The sequence below is a fragment of the Priestia sp. SRI_019 genome, assembly GCF_057586255.1.
In genome coordinates this window covers 57733-75194 of the sequence record NZ_JBYCZN010000004.1, presented here as the reverse complement: position 1 = coordinate 75194, position 17462 = coordinate 57733, and the positions used below count along the sequence as shown (strand labels likewise).

The 17462-nt window shown below is 39.2% G+C and carries 18 protein-coding genes and 1 riboswitch; all 18 genes read left to right on the top strand.

What is annotated here, in order from left to right:
* Positions 1-3 precede the first annotated feature (3 nt).
* The 18 genes from AC2YJL_RS21285 (at position 4) to AC2YJL_RS21200 (ending at position 17387) form a co-directional block, all read left to right on the top strand.
* On the top strand, positions 4-2385 hold the full coding sequence (locus AC2YJL_RS21285; protein WP_176524082.1) for a 3-hydroxyacyl-CoA dehydrogenase/enoyl-CoA hydratase family protein: 2382 nt from the start codon (positions 4-6) through the stop codon (positions 2383-2385).
* 12 nt (positions 2386-2397) lie between these two features.
* Positions 2398-3576 carry an acetyl-CoA C-acetyltransferase gene (locus AC2YJL_RS21280; protein ID WP_028409611.1) on the top strand — a complete coding sequence of 393 codons (1179 nt, stop codon included), beginning with the start codon at positions 2398-2400 and terminating at the stop codon, positions 3574-3576.
* Positions 3577-3599: 23 nt separating this feature from the next.
* Positions 3600-5384 carry an acyl-CoA dehydrogenase family protein gene (locus tag AC2YJL_RS21275; protein ID WP_060745815.1) on the top strand — a complete coding sequence of 595 codons (1785 nt, stop codon included), beginning with the start codon at positions 3600-3602 and terminating at the stop codon, positions 5382-5384.
* Between the two features lie 116 nt (positions 5385-5500).
* Entirely contained in the window at positions 5501-5857 is a 357-nt protein-coding gene (locus AC2YJL_RS21270; protein ID WP_013059656.1) for an arsenate reductase family protein, read from the top strand.
* A 135-nt stretch (positions 5858-5992) separates the two neighbouring features.
* Positions 5993-6376 carry a glycine cleavage system protein GcvH gene (gene gcvH / locus AC2YJL_RS21265; RefSeq protein ID WP_013059655.1) on the top strand — a complete coding sequence of 128 codons (384 nt, stop codon included), beginning with the start codon at positions 5993-5995 and terminating at the stop codon, positions 6374-6376.
* A gap of 79 nt (positions 6377-6455) precedes the next feature.
* Complete coding sequence (locus tag AC2YJL_RS21260; RefSeq protein WP_013059654.1) at positions 6456-6701, top strand: YusG family protein; 246 nt, start codon at positions 6456-6458, stop codon at positions 6699-6701.
* A 181-nt stretch (positions 6702-6882) separates the two neighbouring features.
* Positions 6883-7233, top strand: a complete 351-nt coding sequence (locus AC2YJL_RS21255) for a toprim domain-containing protein (RefSeq protein ID WP_013059653.1) — start codon at positions 6883-6885, stop codon at positions 7231-7233.
* Between the two features lie 14 nt (positions 7234-7247).
* Positions 7248-7547 (top strand): thioredoxin family protein, encoded by a 300-nt coding sequence (locus tag AC2YJL_RS21250; protein WP_013059652.1) that lies wholly within the window; start codon positions 7248-7250, stop codon positions 7545-7547.
* 180 nt (positions 7548-7727) lie between these two features.
* Positions 7728-7835: riboswitch (SAM riboswitch) on the top strand.
* A 131-nt stretch (positions 7836-7966) separates the two neighbouring features.
* Positions 7967-8992, top strand: coding sequence for a methionine ABC transporter ATP-binding protein (locus tag AC2YJL_RS21245; RefSeq protein ID WP_013059651.1), 1026 nt, complete (start codon positions 7967-7969; stop codon positions 8990-8992).
* The gene (locus AC2YJL_RS21240) at positions 8985-9653 is read left to right on the top strand and encodes a methionine ABC transporter permease (protein WP_013085342.1); all 669 of its coding nucleotides are present in this window, start codon (positions 8985-8987) and stop codon (positions 9651-9653) included. The genes AC2YJL_RS21245 and AC2YJL_RS21240 overlap by 8 nt, the downstream gene beginning before the upstream one ends.
* Before the next feature lie 17 nt (positions 9654-9670).
* The gene (locus tag AC2YJL_RS21235; protein WP_014457885.1) at positions 9671-10507 is read left to right on the top strand and encodes a MetQ/NlpA family ABC transporter substrate-binding protein; all 837 of its coding nucleotides are present in this window, start codon (positions 9671-9673) and stop codon (positions 10505-10507) included.
* A 122-nt stretch (positions 10508-10629) separates the two neighbouring features.
* Complete coding sequence (locus AC2YJL_RS21230) at positions 10630-10995, top strand: carboxymuconolactone decarboxylase family protein (RefSeq protein WP_013059648.1); 366 nt, start codon at positions 10630-10632, stop codon at positions 10993-10995.
* A gap of 238 nt (positions 10996-11233) precedes the next feature.
* The gene (sufC, locus tag AC2YJL_RS21225; protein WP_013059647.1) at positions 11234-12019 is read left to right on the top strand and encodes a Fe-S cluster assembly ATPase SufC; all 786 of its coding nucleotides are present in this window, start codon (positions 11234-11236) and stop codon (positions 12017-12019) included.
* 17 nt (positions 12020-12036) lie between these two features.
* Complete coding sequence (gene sufD, locus AC2YJL_RS21220; protein ID WP_153253913.1) at positions 12037-13344, top strand: Fe-S cluster assembly protein SufD; 1308 nt, start codon at positions 12037-12039, stop codon at positions 13342-13344.
* The gene (locus AC2YJL_RS21215; protein WP_013059645.1) at positions 13344-14564 is read left to right on the top strand and encodes a cysteine desulfurase; all 1221 of its coding nucleotides are present in this window, start codon (positions 13344-13346) and stop codon (positions 14562-14564) included. The genes sufD and AC2YJL_RS21215 overlap by 1 nt, the downstream gene beginning before the upstream one ends.
* Complete coding sequence (gene sufU, locus AC2YJL_RS21210; RefSeq protein WP_013085338.1) at positions 14554-14988, top strand: Fe-S cluster assembly sulfur transfer protein SufU; 435 nt, start codon at positions 14554-14556, stop codon at positions 14986-14988. The genes AC2YJL_RS21215 and sufU overlap by 11 nt, the downstream gene beginning before the upstream one ends.
* 45 nt (positions 14989-15033) lie before the next feature.
* Positions 15034-16431, top strand: coding sequence for a Fe-S cluster assembly protein SufB (gene sufB, locus AC2YJL_RS21205; protein ID WP_013059643.1), 1398 nt, complete (start codon positions 15034-15036; stop codon positions 16429-16431).
* Between the two features lie 101 nt (positions 16432-16532).
* Positions 16533-17387 carry a DUF72 domain-containing protein gene (locus tag AC2YJL_RS21200; protein WP_014457889.1) on the top strand — a complete coding sequence of 285 codons (855 nt, stop codon included), beginning with the start codon at positions 16533-16535 and terminating at the stop codon, positions 17385-17387.
* Positions 17388-17462: the final 75 nt, after the last annotated feature.

The following is a 17462-nucleotide window of genomic DNA, read 5'->3' as shown; positions in this document are numbered from 1 at the left end:
ATAATTATGAACATAAAAAAAGCCGCCGTTTTAGGTTCCGGAGTTATGGGCTCTGGAATTGCAGCTCATTTAGCAAATGTAGGAATTCCAACGCTTTTGCTAGACGTGGTTCCAACTTCATTAACAGCAGACGAGGAAAAAAAACAGCTAACGCTTGAAGATAGGCAAGTGAGAAATCGGTTGAGTACAACTGCTGTAGCTAAATTAACGAAGCAAAAACCGGCGCCTTTAACGTCTAAGTCATCACTATCGTTGATTACGCCAGGAAATCTTGAAGATCATTTACAGCAGTTAAGCGACTGTGATTGGATTATTGAAGTAGTAGTGGAACGTCTTGATATTAAACAGCAGTTGTTTGAAAAAATTGACAGTGTACGAAAAAAAGGAAGTATTGTAAGTTCAAACACTTCAGGAATATCGATCCACGAAATGGCTAAAGGACGCTCAGAAGATTTTAAAGCGCATTTTTTAGGAACGCACTTTTTTAATCCACCGCGTTATTTAAAGTTATTAGAAATCATTCCAACTCATGACACAAAATCAGAAATTGTTGAATATATGAAAACGTTTGGTGAAGATGTATTAGGTAAAGGAGTAGTTATTGCAAAAGATACGCCTAACTTTATCGCCAACCGTATCGGTACGTACGGTTTACTTGTGACCGTTCAAGAAATGTTAAAAGGTAATTACAGCGTGGGAGAAGTTGACTCTGTGACGGGCCCCTTAATTGGAAGACCAAAAAGCGCAACGTTTCGAACACTAGACGTAGTGGGACTAGACACATTTATTCATGTGGCCAACAATGTATTTGACAAAGTAGAAGGCAAAGAAAAAGAAGTGTTCGATGTCCCTTTATTTATGAAACAAATGCAGGAAAATGGCTGGCTGGGAAGCAAGTCGGGGCAAGGCTTCTTTTTAAAGAAAGGCAAGGAAATTTTAGAACTTGATCCTAGTACACTTCAATACGTTGAGAGAAAGAAGTTAAAAACAGCTTCTACCGAATTAAGCAAGCAGGCAAAAGGGCTGCAAAATAAAATGAAAGCGCTTATATATTCTGATGATCGTGCCGGACAGCTTCTTTGGAATGTGATCAGTCCCGTTCTTGTATATGCAGCACAGTTAAAAAATGAAATCGCCGACGATATCGTGGCCATTGATCAAGCTATGAAGTGGGGATTTGGCTGGAAAATGGGTCCTTTTGAGACGTGGGATGCAATTGGTTTAGAAAAGTCAATTGAGAAGATGGAGCAGTCTGGTTTAGCGGTTCCGCAGTGGGTAAAACAAATGCAGGAAAATGGATTTACAAGCTTCTATAAAGAAATGGAAGGTCAAACGCTTTACTACGAAGATGAAGAGTATAAAGCGGTAAAAGAAAATAAAAAGGTGATTCACCTGTCATCTTTACGTTCTCAAAATAATGTCATTTTAGAAAACAGCGGAGCGAGTTTAATTGATTTAGGAGATGATGTGGCGTGCCTGCAGTTCACCTCTCCTAACAATGCAATCGGGCTAGATATTATTAGCTTATTAAATCAGTCTCTTGAAGAAGTGAATAAGAACTATAAAGGACTGGTCATAGGAAATCAAGGGAAAAATTTCTGCGTTGGCGCTAACTTAGCTATGATTTTAATGGAAGCACAAGATGACAATTATTTTGAAATTGAATTTGTCATTAAACAATTTCAACAGGCAATGATGAAGGTGAAATATAACGAAAAGCCGGTTGTTGCAGCTCCATTTGCGATGACTCTTGGAGGCGGAGCAGAAATTTGCTTACCGTCAGCTAAAATCCAAGCTTCTGCTGAAACTTACATGGGCCTTGTAGAAGTAGGAGTCGGACTTATTCCTGGTGGAGGAGGTAATAAGGAGCTTTATATCAAACAGTTAAATGGTTTACCGAACGGTGTAACGCTCGATCTTCAGCAAATTGCCAATAAAACATTTGAAACAATTGCTACTGCAAAAGTATCTGCTTCTGCTGCAGAAGCTAGACAGCTAAACTTTTTAAACCGCCATGATGGCATCAGCGTAAACGGAGATCATTTGCTGAATGATGCGAAGAACTCAGTCCTTGCTTTACATGACACGGGCTATAAACCACCTGTAAGAACTAAAATTCCTGTGGTTGGAGAAACAGGATATGCAACGTTGCTGCTAGGAGCTCAATCCATGAAATATTCAGGATATATATCAGAACATGATTATAAAATTGCTAGTAAGTTAGCATTTGTGTTAGCCGGAGGACGTGTAGCGTTTGGTTCGGAAGTTGATGAAGAGTATTTGCTGGACTTAGAGAGAGAAGCATTTTTAAGCCTTGTTGGAGAAGCGAAGTCTCAAGAACGTATGCAGCACATGTTAGTTAAAGGAAAACCACTGCGTAATTAAGGGGGAGAAAAAATGAGAGAAGCAGTTATTGTAGCAGGTGCTAGGACACCGGTCGGAAAAGCAAAAAAAGGTTCACTGGCAAGTGTTAGGCCTGATGATTTGGGAGCCATTGCGGTTAAAGAAACTCTTCGCCGAGCAGGCGGATACGAAGGACCCATTGATGATTTAATTATTGGTTGTGCGATGCCTGAAGCAGAACAAGGTTTGAATATGGCTCGAAATATTGGCGCTCTTGCGGGTTTGCCTTATACGGTGCCAGCAATAACGATTAATCGTTATTGTTCGTCAGGTTTGCAAAGTATTGCCTACGGTGCAGAACGAATTATGCTAGGGCAAGCCAAAGCAGTGTTAGCTGGAGGAGCAGAATCAATGAGTTTTGTTCCGATGTTTGGAAACGTAGCGCGTCCGAATGTTCAGCTGGTTGAAAATGCGCCGGAATATTATATGGGCATGGGGCATACAGCAGAACAAGTGGCGATGAAATACGGCATTTCACGTGAAGACCAGGATGCGTTTGCTGTACGCAGCCATCAAAAAGCAGCAAAAGCACTTCAAGAAGGGAAGTTTAACGACGAAATTGTTCCGGTGGAAGTGACGCTTCGAAAAGTGGATGAAAACAATAAGCTCCGTGAACAAAAGCTGATGTTCTCTCAAGATGAAGGAGTTCGTCCCGGCACAACTGCGGACGTATTAGGAAAACTTCGTCCAGCTTTTTCGGTTAAAGGATCCGTAACAGCTGGAAACTCTTCGCAGACAAGTGACGGAGCTGCATCCGTTTTTCTAATGGATAAAGAACAAGCTGAAGCAGAAGGGTTAAAGCCTTTGCTTAAGTTTCGCTCATTTGCAGTTGGAGGAGTTCCGCCTGAAGTAATGGGGATTGGCCCGATAGCTGCCATTCCTAAAGCTCTTAAACTAGCAGGGCTGGAGCTTTCTGATATTGGATTGTTTGAATTAAATGAAGCATTTGCTTCTCAAGCACTTGGCGTTATTCGTGAATTAAATATTAATGAAGATAAAGTAAATGTAAACGGAGGCGCTATTGCCTTAGGTCATCCATTAGGCTGTACCGGAGCTAAGCTGACTCTTAGCTTAATGCACGAAATGCAGCGTCGAAATGAGCAGTTTGGAATTGTCACGATGTGTATTGGCGGAGGAATGGGAGCTGCTGGTGTATTTGAATTGTTAGCATAATCATTTCAAAGGGGGATATGAACATGTCAAATAAAACAAAACAAATGATTAAAGGTGGAAGCTTTTTAATTGAAGAAGGCGATGCAAGCCGCGTCTACACGCCGGAGGATTATACATCTGAACAAAAGATGATTGCCAAGACGACAGATGAATTTGTAGAAAATGAAGTCCTTCCACAAGTGGAATATTTAGAAAAGCATGAGTTTGACCGTTCTGTAAAGTTATTAAAACAAGCTGGTGAATTAGGCTTGCTTGGTGCAGATGTACCGGAAGAATACGGTGGACTCGGTTTAGATAAAATTACCTCGGCTTTAATTGCTGAAAAAATGTCTCGAGCAGGAGGATTTTCCATCACTCATGGTGCTCACGTAGGAATTGGGTCATTGCCAATCGTCTTATTTGGAACAGAAGAGCAAAAGCAAGCATATTTACCTGCTTTAGCAGTTGGGGAAAAAATAGCAGCATATGCGTTAACAGAACCTGGTTCTGGTTCCGATGCCCTCGGTGCTCGAACAACAGCTCGCCTTAACGCAGAAGGCACACACTATGTATTAAATGGAGAAAAGCAGTGGATTACGAATGCCGGATTTGCTGATGTGTTCGTGGTGTATGCGAAAATCGACGGCGATAAATTTTCTGCTTTTATCGTTGAACGCGAATTTCCAGGTGTTTCGGTTGGACCGGAAGAGAAGAAAATGGGAATCAAAAGCTCCTCAACCAGAACGTTGATTCTTGAAGATGCGCTTGTTCCAAAAGAAAACGTGTTAGGTGAAGTTGGCAAAGGGCATGTGATTGCCTTTAATATTTTAAATATTGGGCGCTACAAGCTTGGAGTTGGAGCAGTTGGAGCAGGGAAACGTGCGTTAGAAATCACGTCTCAATATGTTAACCAGCGTCAGCAGTTTAAAACGCCCATTGCTAAATTTTCATTAACCCAAGAAAAAATAGCAACAATGGCTTCTAAATTGTACGCAACTGAAAGCTCCGTCTATCGTACGGTAGGACTTTTTGAAGACCATATGGGCCAGCTTTCAGAAGAACAGCAAAAAGACGGAAAACAAATTGCCGCTTCCATTGCTGAATATGCTATTGAATGCTCATTAAACAAAGTGTTTGCAACGGAATCTCTTGACTACATCGTAGATGAAGGCGTCCAGCTTCACGGAGGCTATGGTTTTATGAGTGAGTATGAAATCGAGCGCCTGTATCGTGATTCCCGCATTAACCGTATTTTTGAAGGAACAAATGAAATTAATCGTCTCTTAGTACCAGGCACGTATTTACGCAAAGCGCTAAAAGGAGAGCTTCCGCTGCTTCAAAAAGCACAAACGCTTCAAGAAGAATTGATGATGCTTATGCCGCAGGAAGTAGGGAATGAGCCGTTAGATCAAGAAAAAATGCTTGTGCAAAATGGGAAGAAAATTGCGCTCTTGCTTTTAGGCCTAGCTGCACAGAAATACGGTAAAGAATTAGAGAAAGAACAAGAAATTCTCGTTAATATTTCTGATATGATTAGTAACGTATATGCAATGGAATCTACTGTTTTACGTACTGAAAAAGCCATTTCCAAAACAGGAGCAGATCAAAACAGCTTAAAAGTAAAATATACGCAAGTATTTTGCCAAGAAGCATTTAATCGAATTGAAGCAGATGCAAAAGAAACGTTAATTGGCGTTGAACAAGGTGATACGCTTAGAGTCATGCTTTCGTCTCTTCGCAAGTTAACGCGCTATACACCAATCAATGTGATTAGCGTAAAGCGCGAGATTGCAAAAACGCTTCTAGAAGTAGAGAAGTTCACAGTTTAAGGGAAAAAGGAGCTCGTTTTACGAGCTCCTTTTTGTTTAAGAAGCCTCTATCTAGGTAAATGATAAAGGATGTGTTAAAATACGAAAAAAGCTTAAAATAAAGGGTGGTTGACGAAATGTCATTATTTTTTTATTCATATCCAAAGTGTGGTACGTGCCGAAAAGCCAAGAAGTGGCTGGATGATAACGGAGTAGCGTATGAAGAAATTCATATTGTAGAAAACCCGCCAACAAAAGAGCAGCTGCAATCTTATTATCAGAACAGCGGCTTAGAATTAAAAAAATTCTTTAATACAAGCGGTAAAAAATATCGTGAATTAGGGCTTAAAGATAAAGTAAGCAGTGCGAGTGAAGACGAACTGCTGTCTATTCTTGCGTCAGATGGCATGTTAATTAAGCGTCCGCTGCTAACAGATGGACAAAAAGTAACGCTTGGCTTCAAAGAAGAGCAGTTTGAGGACGTGTGGAAGTAAGTTTTCAAATAGAAAATTTTTACCTTTTACGTTACACTGTTAATAGGAAGTTATTTTAGGTTGTAGAAAGTGTTCTCCACGTTGAAGGCGCTTTTTATATAAACAAATTACGATACATATTTTGGAGGGATTAAGATGAGTACACCAAAAGATTTGCGTTATTCTGAAGAGCATGAATGGGTAAAAACAGAAGGAGACGTTGTCCGCGTAGGTATTACGCATTTTGCTCAAGCTGAGCTTGGCGACATCGTATTCGTTGAACTGCCAGAAGTAGGAGCAACAGTAGAAGCTGACGAGCCGTTTGGCAGCGTTGAATCAGTAAAAACAGTTTCTGAGCTTTACGCACCAATTAGCGGTGAAGTTGTAGCAGTAAACGATAACTTAAGCGATAGCCCTGAACTTGTTAATGAATCTCCATACGAAGAAGCATGGATGATTACAATCAAACCGTCTGATGCTTCTCAAGTAGACAAGCTAATGACAGCAGAGCAATACGAAGAAATGACAAACGAAGGATAATATTCCTCCATAAATTGTCTTTATGAAAAGTTTTTGACTGGACACTCTATTAGTAAACAAGCTAAAGGAGTGTCTTTTTATGTTTGAAAAACAAAAAATGGACGTTACAGATCGCGTTACAGCTAAATTTCATGACGGCGGCATGAAATTATATGTTGATAAGCAGCCAATTGGTGAAGTTAGTTACGGAACAAGCGGCAATGAATACCGCTTTGAAGAAGGGTATTCGCAAGAAAATAATAAGTTCTACCAATATACAGATGTACAAAAGCAAGGTGAAACGCAAAAATATACAGACTGCGACGAAGAAGCAGGATGGTGCTAAACAGTGGCAACTGCCGCTGTTTTTCTTGTTTTATGGAAACAATATGGCCTAAGCTGCCTTTTAAAACAGTTCTTTCTTGCAAATTTCTTTTAAAAAACAGGTGAACTGTGATACATTAACGAATATTGTATAGCATAAAGAAATGATGTTACTATACAACTGACGATTATGGGTGATGAAAATGGGGCTAATTGAAATTGAAAAAGTAATTATTGTCGAAGGAAAATCAGATAAAAAACGTATCCAAGATATCATTCGAGAACCAATTGAAATTATCTGTACAAACGGTACGATTAGTTTATCAAAGCTGGATGAAATTATTGACTTTACGTTTAACAAAGAGGTATACATACTCGTTGACTCTGATGATTCAGGGAATAAGCTAAGAAAACAATTTAAACGAGAGCTTCCGGAAGCAGAGCATCTATATATTGATAAAATGTACCGAGAGGTTGCTGCCGCCCCTAGACATCACATAGCAACAGTATTACTGAGTGCCAATATCGATGTTAATGCAGAATTTTTAACATAAAAGGAATGAGCAACATGCAAGAATGGAGCGAAAAACAGCTTGACGATCAGTTAAAAGAAGGACAAAGAGCGTTTATCTTTTTCCATACACCTTTTTGCGGGACATGTCAGCTGGCAAAAAAAATGTTAACCGTAGCAGAAGCAATGCTGCCTGGTGTGACCATCGGAATGAGCAATTTAAATTATATGCCTTCAAAAGCAGAAGTATTTTCAATTGAAAGTGTACCTTGTTTGATTGAAGTGAAAAATGGCGAAATGGTAAAAAAACTCTATGCGTTTCATTCCATCGAGCACGTACTTGAAGAGCTTCGATAATCAAACGTTTGTTTAAAATGAAGAAATGGAACGAGAGCAAACCGTTGGGGCTGTTGAATTCTTGGGATATTATCCCAAGAACAAAATCTGTTGACAGCCTATCTGACACATGCTAAAATCACACTCATGAATGTTCATAAATGAATGAATATTTCCCAAAAACAAAATAATTGTTGCGAACTCTTATCAAGAGAGGTGGAGGGACTGAGCCCTGTGAAACCCGGCAACCGTCAGACTAACTGAAATGGTGCCAATTCCTGCAAAGCTATGCGCTTTGAAAGATGAGAGAAAGGATTAAATATCGAGCCTTTCTGTCATGCGCAGAGAGGCTTTTTTAATGGGGAAAATTGTTTTACGGCTTTTTCATCCTATAGGGCAACCTAACATAATTAAGTTTTTACTAAAGAAGGTGAAGAAATATGATTACATTAACAGACGTTACAAAAATTTATCAGGCTAAAAGCGGTCAAGTAACAGCTGTTGATAATGTGAATCTAACCGTTAACCAAGGTGAAATTTACGGAATTATTGGTTATAGCGGAGCGGGTAAAAGTTCTTTAATTCGCTTGCTAAACGGGTTAGAAACACCAACGACAGGAACGGTCGAAGTAGCAGGTAATGATATTGGAAAAATTAAAGGCGGAAAACTCAGAAAAGCTAGACAAGAAATTAGTATGGTATTTCAGCACTTTAATATCTTGTGGTCGCGTACGGTGCGAGAAAATATTGCCTTTCCGTTAGAAATAGCAGGGATCTCAAAAGAAAAAAGAATGAAACGAGTAGACGAGCTTATCAAGCTAGTCGGGCTTGAAGGGCGTGAAAATGCTTATCCATCACAGCTTAGCGGTGGGCAAAAGCAGCGTGTTGGTATTGCTAGAGCGCTAGCCAATAACCCAAAAGTATTGCTGTGTGATGAAGCAACATCAGCGCTTGATCCTCAAACGACAGATTCTATTTTAGATCTGTTAGTAGATATTAATGAGAAGCTAGGGTTAACCATTGTACTCATTACTCATGAAATGCACGTTATTCGTAAAATTTGTCATCGAGTAGCTGTTATGGAAAATGGGGCAGTGGTAGAAGAAGGGCAAGTGCTAGAAGTCTTCAGAAAACCTAAGCAGCCGATTACAAAGCGATTTGTTCAACAGATTTCTGAACCAGAAGAAACGTTTGAAACAATTGAACAAGTACAGGAGTTATATCCAAGCGGGCAAATTATTCAGCTGACGTTTGTTGGCGGAAAAGCAGAGCAACCGCTCATTACAACGATTTTAAAACAGTTTGATGTAACGATTAATATTTTGCAAGGAAAGATTTCTCATACACAAACAGGTTCATACGGAACGTTGTTCGTTCATTTAGACGGAGAATTAACAGAAGTTGAAAAAGTCATTGCATACATTCATGAGCAGCAGGTAGAAGTGGAGGTAATGACAAATGCTTGAGAAACTATTTCCAAACGTTATTTTAGATGATTTTATTCAAGCGACAAATGAAACACTATATATGACGGCTATTTCAGTTATAGCCACGTTTGTTCTAGGTATTTTATTGGGCTTGCTTTTATTTTTAACCTCCAAAGGACAGCTTTGGCAAAACAAACCTTTATATGCCATTGTGTCAGCAGTTGTAAATATCTTTCGTTCCATTCCATTCATTATTTTAATTGTTTTACTGATTCCATTTACCAAAGCATTGGTAGGAAGTATTTTAGGCGCTAATGCAGCGTTACCTGCTTTAATTGTTGGAGCAGCACCATTTTATGCGCGCCTTGTAGAAATTGGTCTGCGCGAAATTGATAAAGGTGTTATTGAAGCTGCTAAATCAATGGGAGCAACAACAAGCACTATTATCTTTAAAGTGCTGTTACCTGAATCGCTGCCAGCTTTAATTTCTGGTTTGACGGTAACTACGATTGCGTTAGTCGGCTATACGGCAATGGCGGGTGTGATTGGAGCTGGAGGTCTCGGGAATCTTGCATATTTAGAAGGATTCCAGCGCAGTCATAATGATGTAACGCTAGCTGCTACGATCTTAATTTTGATTATTGTATTTATTATCCAACTTATTGGAGATGCGATTACTGCAAAAATTGATAAAAGATAAAAGGAGGATTATTTATTATGAAAAAATGGCTTTCGGCTTTAGCATTAACATCTGCGCTAGTAGTAGGATTAGCTGCGTGTGGATCTAACAATGGATCAAAAGATGAAAAGAAAATTGTTGTGGGTGCCTCTAATACGCCCCATGCTGAAATTTTAGAACAAGCAAAACCGATTTTAGAAAAACAAGGAATTGACTTGGAAATTAAAAAATTCCAAGATTACATCTTACCGAACACAGCTCTTGCAAACAATGAAATTGATGCAAACTACTTCCAGCACGTTCCTTATATGAATTCAGTGCTAAAAGATCACAAGGGTGAAAAAGGGTATGATTTTGTAAGTGCCGGTGCCATTCACATTGAACCAATCGGTATCTACTCTAAAAAATATAAAAGCTTAAAAGATCTTCCGAAAAACGGGACAGTTATTATGCGTGATGCAGTAGCAGAGCAAGGACGTATTTTATCGATTTTTGAAAAAGCCGGCGTAATCAAATTAAAACCAGGCGTAAAGAAAACAGATGCACAAATTAAAGATATCGTAGAAAACCCGAAGAATTTGAAATTTAAAGCCGATGTTGAAGGCGGATTGTTACCTCAGATGTACAAAAACAATGAAGGTGACGCTGTTGTTATCAATGCTAACTATGCTATCGATGCTGGCTTAGATCCAGTAAAAGATCCAATCGCAGTGGAAAGCAAAGAAAATAACCCTTATGCAAACATCATTACGGTTCACAAAGGCGACGAAAATAAAGATACAGTGAAAGCTTTAGTGAAAGTTCTTCACTCTAAAGAAATTCAAGACTACATTAAAGAAAAATATAAAGGCGGAGTACTGCCGGTAAATAAATAATAGAAGAAAAGCACTTGCCCACGCTGGGCAAGTGCTTTTTTTGTATGCGGGAAAACGAATAACTCTTATTTTTCTCACGCATACTAACCGTGAAAACTTTACTGATGATGGGAGCTGACGTTATGCAGCAAGAAGCACGTCATTCAACTGAGCAAGCACTTCATGATTATAAAATGGGTGTTGGGAAATTTAGCGAAAAATTACCGGAAGTAACAAAAACGTTTAATGCGTTTACTGAAGCATGTTTTGGAGAAGGTTCTCTTTCTAAAAAAGAAAAGCAGTTAATCGCGTTAGGAATCAGCGTAGTAGCTCAAGACGAGTACTGTATGATTTATCATACAAAAGGCTGCATTGATCAAGGTGCAACTGAGCAAGAAATTTTAGAAGCATGCGGAGTGTCAGCAGCATTTGGAGGAGGCGCAGCGATGAGTCAGTCTGTTACGCTTGTCCAAGAGTGTATTTCAGAACTGACTAGCCACACGCACTAAGTAAATAAGCGGGTAAAAAAGCTTGTCTTAGAAGGCTCTATGGAGTCTTTTAAGGCAACTTTTTTATGAGTGGATTTAGTCTTGAAAAACGTACATAATGGTTTAAAACCTTTTGGGTCAAAAGGTTGCTATAAGTTTTCATTTGTTATAAGATTGTAATGAGAATAAAATGAGAATAATTAAAAAGATATAGGTATATCGTTTTTTACTATATACGTCTATAACTGGAGGTTTTAATATGGCAGGGTCAACTTTAACAATTAAAGATCTTCATGTTGCAATTGAAGGTAAAGAAATTTTAAAAGGTGTTAATTTAGAAGTTAAGGGCGGCGAAATCCATGCAATCATGGGACCAAACGGTACTGGTAAATCAACATTATCTTCAGCAATCATGGGACATCCTAAATACGAGGTTACACAAGGAAGCATCACGCTAGACGGCGAAGATGTACTTGAGATGGAAGTAGATGAGCGCGCTCGTGCAGGTCTATTCCTAGCTATGCAATATCCAAGTGAAATCAGCGGGGTAACAAATGCTGACTTCTTACGTTCAGCAATTAATGCTCGTCGTGAAGAAGGAGAAGAAATTTCACTAATGAAATTCATCCGTCAATTAGACAAAAACATGGATTTCTTAGAAATGGATCAAGATATGGCTCAGCGTTACCTAAACGAAGGTTTCTCTGGCGGTGAGAAGAAACGTAATGAAATTCTTCAATTAATGATGCTTCAACCAGGAATTGCAATTTTAGATGAAATCGATTCTGGTTTAGATATCGATGCGTTAAAAGTTGTATCAAAAGGTATTAATGAACTGCGCGGCAGCGAGTTTGGTTGCTTAATGATTACTCACTACCAACGTTTATTAAACTACATTACGCCAGATAAAGTTCACGTTATGATGCAAGGTCGCGTTGTAAAATCAGGCGGACCAGAATTGGCACAGCGTCTAGAGGCAGAAGGTTATGACTGGATCAAACAAGAATTAGGTATTGAAGACGAAACTGTAGAGCAAGAAGCTTAAGAGTTAGGAGGATCTCTATGACTATTGATACGAAATTACCATTTGATCAAGAGTACATCAGCAGCTTTTCAAAAGAAGCTAATGAACCAACTTGGCTGCTAGATCTTCGCTTACAAGCTCTTGCGAAAGCAGAAGATCTTGCACTTCCAAAGCCAGATAAAACAAACATTTCGAAATGGAACTTTACTGCATTTGACAAGCACACTTCACAGGCAAGCACAATCTCATCTGTAGACGAGCTTCCAGAAGTAGTTAAAGCATTGATTGATACAGAAGCTGTTAAAAACCTATATGTTCAGCGTGACCAAACAGCTGCATATTCGACATTAACAGAAGAGCTAAAGTCTCAAGGCGTTATCTTCACAGATATTCAAACAGCTGCTAAAGAGCATAGCGACCTTGTTGAGAAGTACTTCATGAAAGACGGAGTTAAAGTAGATGAGCACCGTTTAACTGCATTAAACGCAGCGTTATTAAACGGCGGTGTATTCGTGTACGTTCCTAAAAATGTAGAAGTACAAGAGCCGCTTCAAGCTGTATTTGTCCGTGAAGATGAAGAAGCTGCTTTATTCAACCATGTGATTGTTGTAGCTGAAGACAACAGCTCAGTAACATATGTAGAAAACTACATTGCTACTGCTGAAGAGTCAAAAGGTGTTGTTAATATCGTGACTGAAGTATTCGCTAACAGCAACGCAAAAGTAACATTTGGAGCTGTTGACTACTTAGCTAAAGGCACAACTACTTATGTGAACCGCCGCGGCGTAGCGGGCAAAGATGGTCGCATTGAGTGGGCTTTAGGCTTAATGAGTGAAGGAAATACAGTTTCAGAAAATACAACGTATCTAATGGGCGACGGTTCATATGGAGATACAAAAACGGTAACAGTTGGACGTGGAGAGCAGTCTCAAAACTTAACAACAAGTATCGTACATTTTGGAAAACATTCTGAAGGCTACATTTTAAAACACGGTGTTATGAAAGAAAGCGCGTCTTCAATCTTTAACGGTATCGGTAAAATTGAACACGGTGCGTCTAAATCAAACGCTGAGCAAGAATCTCGTGTGTTAATGTTAAGTGAAAAAGCACGTGGAGATGCAAACCCAATTCTTCTAATTGATGAAGACGATGTAACAGCAGGACACGCTGCATCTGTTGGACGCGTAGATCCAATTCAGCTTTACTACTTAATGAGCCGCGGTATTCCGCAAACAGAAGCAGAACGTCTAGTTATCCACGGATTCTTAGCACCAGTTGTAAACGAGTTGCCAATCGAAACGGTTAAAAAGCAATTAACAGATTTAATTGAAAGGAAAGTTCGGTAATGAATATCTCTGATATTCGTAAACAATTTCCTATTTTAGACCAAGAGGTAAATGGCAGCCCACTCGTTTATTTGGACAGTGCAGCAACTTCACAAAAGCCGCTTGCTGTAATTGAAGCAATTGAGAAGTATTATAAAGAATATAACTCAAACGTACACCGAGGCGTTCACACGCTTGGTACAAGAGCAACAGACGGATACGAAGGCGCTCGTGAAAAGGTTCGTAAGTTTATTAATGCAAAATCAACGGAAGAGATTATCTTTACACGCGGTACAACGACAGCTCTTAATACAGTAGCTGCAAGCTATGGCCGTGCTAATCTCAAACCTGGTGATGAAATTGTGATTACTTATATGGAGCATCACAGCAACATCATTCCTTGGCAGCAAGTTGCCAAGGAAACAGGTGCAACGTTAAAATATATTTCATTAACAGAAGATCATGCACTTTCACTAGAAGAGGTAAAAAGCACGATTACATCCAACACCAAAATTGTATCGATTATGCAAGTATCTAACGTATTGGGCACGATTAATCCAGTAAAAGAGATTGCAGAAATTGCACATGCTAACGGTGCCGTAATGGTTGTGGATGGTGCGCAAAGTACGCCTCATATGAAGGTGGATGTACAAGATTTAGACTGCGATTTCTTTGCTTTCTCTGGACATAAAATGGGCGGACCGACTGGAATCGGCGCTCTTTATGGAAAGAAAGAGCTTCTTGAAAAAATGGAACCAATCGAGTTTGGCGGCGAAATGATTGACTTCGTAAACCTATACGAATCAACGTGGAAAGAGCTTCCTTGGAAATTTGAAGGAGGTACGCCAATCATTGCAGGTGCAATTGGTTTAGGTGCAGCGATTGATTTCTTAGAAGAAGTTGGTTTAGATAATATTCAAGCACATGAGCACAAGTTAGCGCAGTATGCACTGGATCGCTTATCGCAAGTAGATGGAATTACGATTTACGGACCGAAAGAGCGAGCGGGTGTTGTGACGTTTAATATTGAAGATGTGCATCCGCACGACGTTGCAACAGTAGTAGACGCTGATGGAATTGCGATTCGTGCAGGTCATCACTGTGCGCAGCCGCTGATGAAATATTTAAACGTATCTTCTACTGCACGTGCAAGCTTCTATTTGTATAACACGGAAGAAGAAGTAGATAAATTGGTGTCATCATTAATAAAAACGAAGGAGTATTTTACAAATGGCTTTTAATAATTTAGATACTCTCTATCGTCAAGTAATTATGGACCATTATAAAAATCCGCGTAATCGTGGAACGTTGAATGAAGATACTGTGAACATTCATATGAATAACCCGACGTGTGGAGACCGCATTGAACTTTCTTTAAAAGTAGAGGACGGCAAAGTGGTGGATGCAAAGTTCGAAGGTGAAGGATGTTCAATTTCAATGTCATCAGCTTCAATGATGACACAAGCAATTAAAGGTCAAGAAGTAGACAAAGCGTTTAAAATGGCCCATATCTTCTCTGACATGATGCAAGGTAAAGAGTATGATGATAGTATAGATTTAGGAGATATTGAAGCACTTCAAGGTGTAGCAAAATTTCCTGCGCGTATTAAATGTGCAACACTAGCGTGGAAAGCGATGGAAAAAGGTCTTAACGAACAAAAATAAGACCTTCATTCATTCCCAATCCTATCAAGTAGGGGGTAATAAAAGATGGCTAAAAAAATGCCAGAAATCGGCGATTATAAATATGGATTTTCCGATAAAGACGTATCAATTTTCCGCTCTAAACGCGGTTTAACAAAAGAAATCGTAGAAGAAATTTCTCGTATGAAAGAGGAACCACAATGGATGCTTGACTTCCGTTTGAAATCTCTAGAGCACTTCTACAACATGCCAATGCCACAGTGGGGCGGAGACATGGCAAGCTTAGACTTTGATGAAATTACGTACTACGTAAAACCATCTGAGAAGTCTGAACGCTCTTGGGATGAAGTTCCTGAAGAAATTAAACAAACGTTTGATAAACTTGGTATTCCTGAAGCAGAGCAAAAGTATCTTGCGGGTGTATCAGCTCAGTACGAATCTGAAGTTGTTTATCACAATATGAAAGAAGATCTTGAAGCACAAGGTATCGTATTTAAAGATACGGATACGGCGCTAAAAGAAAACGAAGATATTTTCCGTGAGCATTTTGGAAAAGTTATCCCGCCAACGGATAACAAATTCTCTGCACTTAACTCGGCGGTTTGGTCTGGTGGATCATTCATTTACGTACCAAAAGGCGTAAAAGTAGATACACCATTACAAGCTTATTTCCGTATTAACTCTGAAAATATGGGACAGTTTGAGCGTACGTTAATTATTGCTGATGAAGGCTCACACGTCCACTATGTAGAGGGCTGTACAGCACCTGTTTATACAACAAACTCTCTTCACAGTGCCGTTGTAGAAATCATCATCAAAAAAGATGCGTATTGCCGCTATACAACCATTCAAAACTGGGCGAACAACGTATACAACCTTGTAACAAAACGCGCGGTTTGTGAAGCAAACGCAACAATGGAATGGATTGATGGAAATATTGGTTCTAAGTTAACAATGAAATATCCAGCTGTTATCTTAAAAGGTGAAGGCGCACGTGGTATGACATTATCTATTGCCCTTGCTGGTAAAGGACAGCACCAAGATGCTGGTGCAAAAATGATTCACTTAGCACCGAACACATCTTCAACGATCGTATCAAAATCAATTTCAAAACAAGGCGGTAAAGTAACATACCGCGGTATCGTACACTTCGGCCGTAAAGCAGAAGGTGCACGTGCGAACATTGAGTGTGATACGCTAATTATGGATAATCAATCAACTTCTGATACAATTCCGTACAATGAGATTTTAAACGATAACATCTCACTTGAGCATGAAGCGAAGGTATCGAAAGTATCTGAAGAACAATTATTCTATCTAATGAGCCGCGGTATTTCTGAAGAAGAAGCAACAGAAATGATTGTAATGGGCTTTATTGAGCCATTTACAAAAGAGCTTCCAATGGAATATGCAGTAGAAATGAACCGTCTAATCAAATTTGAAATGGAAGGTTCAATCGGTTAATACTAGAAAAAACTCGTTTGCTGTTTATGCAAACGAGTTTTTTTGTATCGTTTGTATTAAAATAAAGAAAAGCGAAGCTAAGAAAATAGAGGAGGAATGGCATGATTTATATTGGAGTCACAGGCTGGGGAGATCATGATTCATTATATGAAGCGGGTGTTTCTTCAAGAGATAAGCTTGCCGTATATGCAGGCCATTTTCCAATTGTTGAAGTCGATTCATCTTTTTATGCAATTCAACCTAAATCAAATGTAGAAAAGTGGGTGAATGATACACCCGAATCTTTTCGATTTGTGGTAAAAGCCTATCAAGGCATGACAGGCCATATGAGAGAAGGGAACCCGTTTGATAGCAAGGAAGAAATGTTTCATGCATTTTTAGAATCAGTAAAGCCATACGTAAGTTCAAATAAGCTGGCCATGATTTTATTCCAAATGCCGCCTTGGTTTGACTGTACCAAAGAAAATGTAGCCTATTTGAGATATAGCCGTGAGAAGTTTGGAGATTTGCCAGTAGCCCTTGAGTTTCGAAATCAGTCCTGGTTTAAGCCATTTTTCTATGATAAAACGTTAACGTTTATGGAACAAGAGAAGTGGATTCATGGTATTTGTGATGAACCGCAGGCAGGAGAAGGATCTATTCCAATTGTGATTCATGCTACAGATAAACAGAAAACACTTATCCGTTTTCACGGACGAAACGTACACGGTTGGAATAAGCCCGCAGAAGGCAATTGGCGAGCAGTAAGGTTTTTGTATCGTTACAATGAAAAAGAGCTCCTAGAGTGGAAAGAACGTCTTGAAAAGCTGCAAAAACAAACAAAGGACATTTACCTGTTATTTAATAATAACTCCGGCGGAGATGCTGTACATAATGCCAAACAGCTCATGAGTTTATTAAATATTGAATATGAAAATTTAGCTCCTAAACAATTAGATTTTTTTAATGAATTTTAGCACTGAGTCCTATAAAAGTTTATATAAATAAGGAAGAAGGAATATAAACGTCAAATAGGTAGAAAAGTACATGTA

What these genes read in the sequence shown, in the direction of transcription:
- AC2YJL_RS21280 (WP_028409611.1), top strand. Translation starts at nt 2,398, where the DNA reads ATGAGAGAAGCAGTTATTGTAGCAGGTGCTAGGACACCGGTCGGAAAA.
- AC2YJL_RS21275 (WP_060745815.1), top strand. Translation starts at nt 3,600, where the DNA reads ATGTCAAATAAAACAAAACAAATGATTAAAGGTGGAAGCTTTTTAATT.
- AC2YJL_RS21270 (WP_013059656.1), top strand. Translation starts at nt 5,501, where the DNA reads ATGTCATTATTTTTTTATTCATATCCAAAGTGTGGTACGTGCCGAAAA.
- gcvH (WP_013059655.1), top strand. Translation starts at nt 5,993, where the DNA reads ATGAGTACACCAAAAGATTTGCGTTATTCTGAAGAGCATGAATGGGTA.
- AC2YJL_RS21260 (WP_013059654.1), top strand. Translation starts at nt 6,456, where the DNA reads ATGTTTGAAAAACAAAAAATGGACGTTACAGATCGCGTTACAGCTAAA.
- AC2YJL_RS21255 (WP_013059653.1), top strand. Translation starts at nt 6,883, where the DNA reads ATGGGGCTAATTGAAATTGAAAAAGTAATTATTGTCGAAGGAAAATCA.
- AC2YJL_RS21250 (WP_013059652.1), top strand. Translation starts at nt 7,248, where the DNA reads ATGCAAGAATGGAGCGAAAAACAGCTTGACGATCAGTTAAAAGAAGGA.
- AC2YJL_RS21245 (WP_013059651.1), top strand. Translation starts at nt 7,967, where the DNA reads ATGATTACATTAACAGACGTTACAAAAATTTATCAGGCTAAAAGCGGT.
- AC2YJL_RS21240 (WP_013085342.1), top strand. Translation starts at nt 8,985, where the DNA reads ATGCTTGAGAAACTATTTCCAAACGTTATTTTAGATGATTTTATTCAA.
- AC2YJL_RS21235 (WP_014457885.1), top strand. Translation starts at nt 9,671, where the DNA reads ATGAAAAAATGGCTTTCGGCTTTAGCATTAACATCTGCGCTAGTAGTA.
- AC2YJL_RS21230 (WP_013059648.1), top strand. Translation starts at nt 10,630, where the DNA reads ATGCAGCAAGAAGCACGTCATTCAACTGAGCAAGCACTTCATGATTAT.
- sufC (WP_013059647.1), top strand. Translation starts at nt 11,234, where the DNA reads ATGGCAGGGTCAACTTTAACAATTAAAGATCTTCATGTTGCAATTGAA.
- sufD (WP_153253913.1), top strand. Translation starts at nt 12,037, where the DNA reads ATGACTATTGATACGAAATTACCATTTGATCAAGAGTACATCAGCAGC.
- AC2YJL_RS21215 (WP_013059645.1), top strand. Translation starts at nt 13,344, where the DNA reads ATGAATATCTCTGATATTCGTAAACAATTTCCTATTTTAGACCAAGAG.
- sufU (WP_013085338.1), top strand. Translation starts at nt 14,554, where the DNA reads ATGGCTTTTAATAATTTAGATACTCTCTATCGTCAAGTAATTATGGAC.
- sufB (WP_013059643.1), top strand. Translation starts at nt 15,034, where the DNA reads ATGGCTAAAAAAATGCCAGAAATCGGCGATTATAAATATGGATTTTCC.
- AC2YJL_RS21200 (WP_014457889.1), top strand. Translation starts at nt 16,533, where the DNA reads ATGATTTATATTGGAGTCACAGGCTGGGGAGATCATGATTCATTATAT.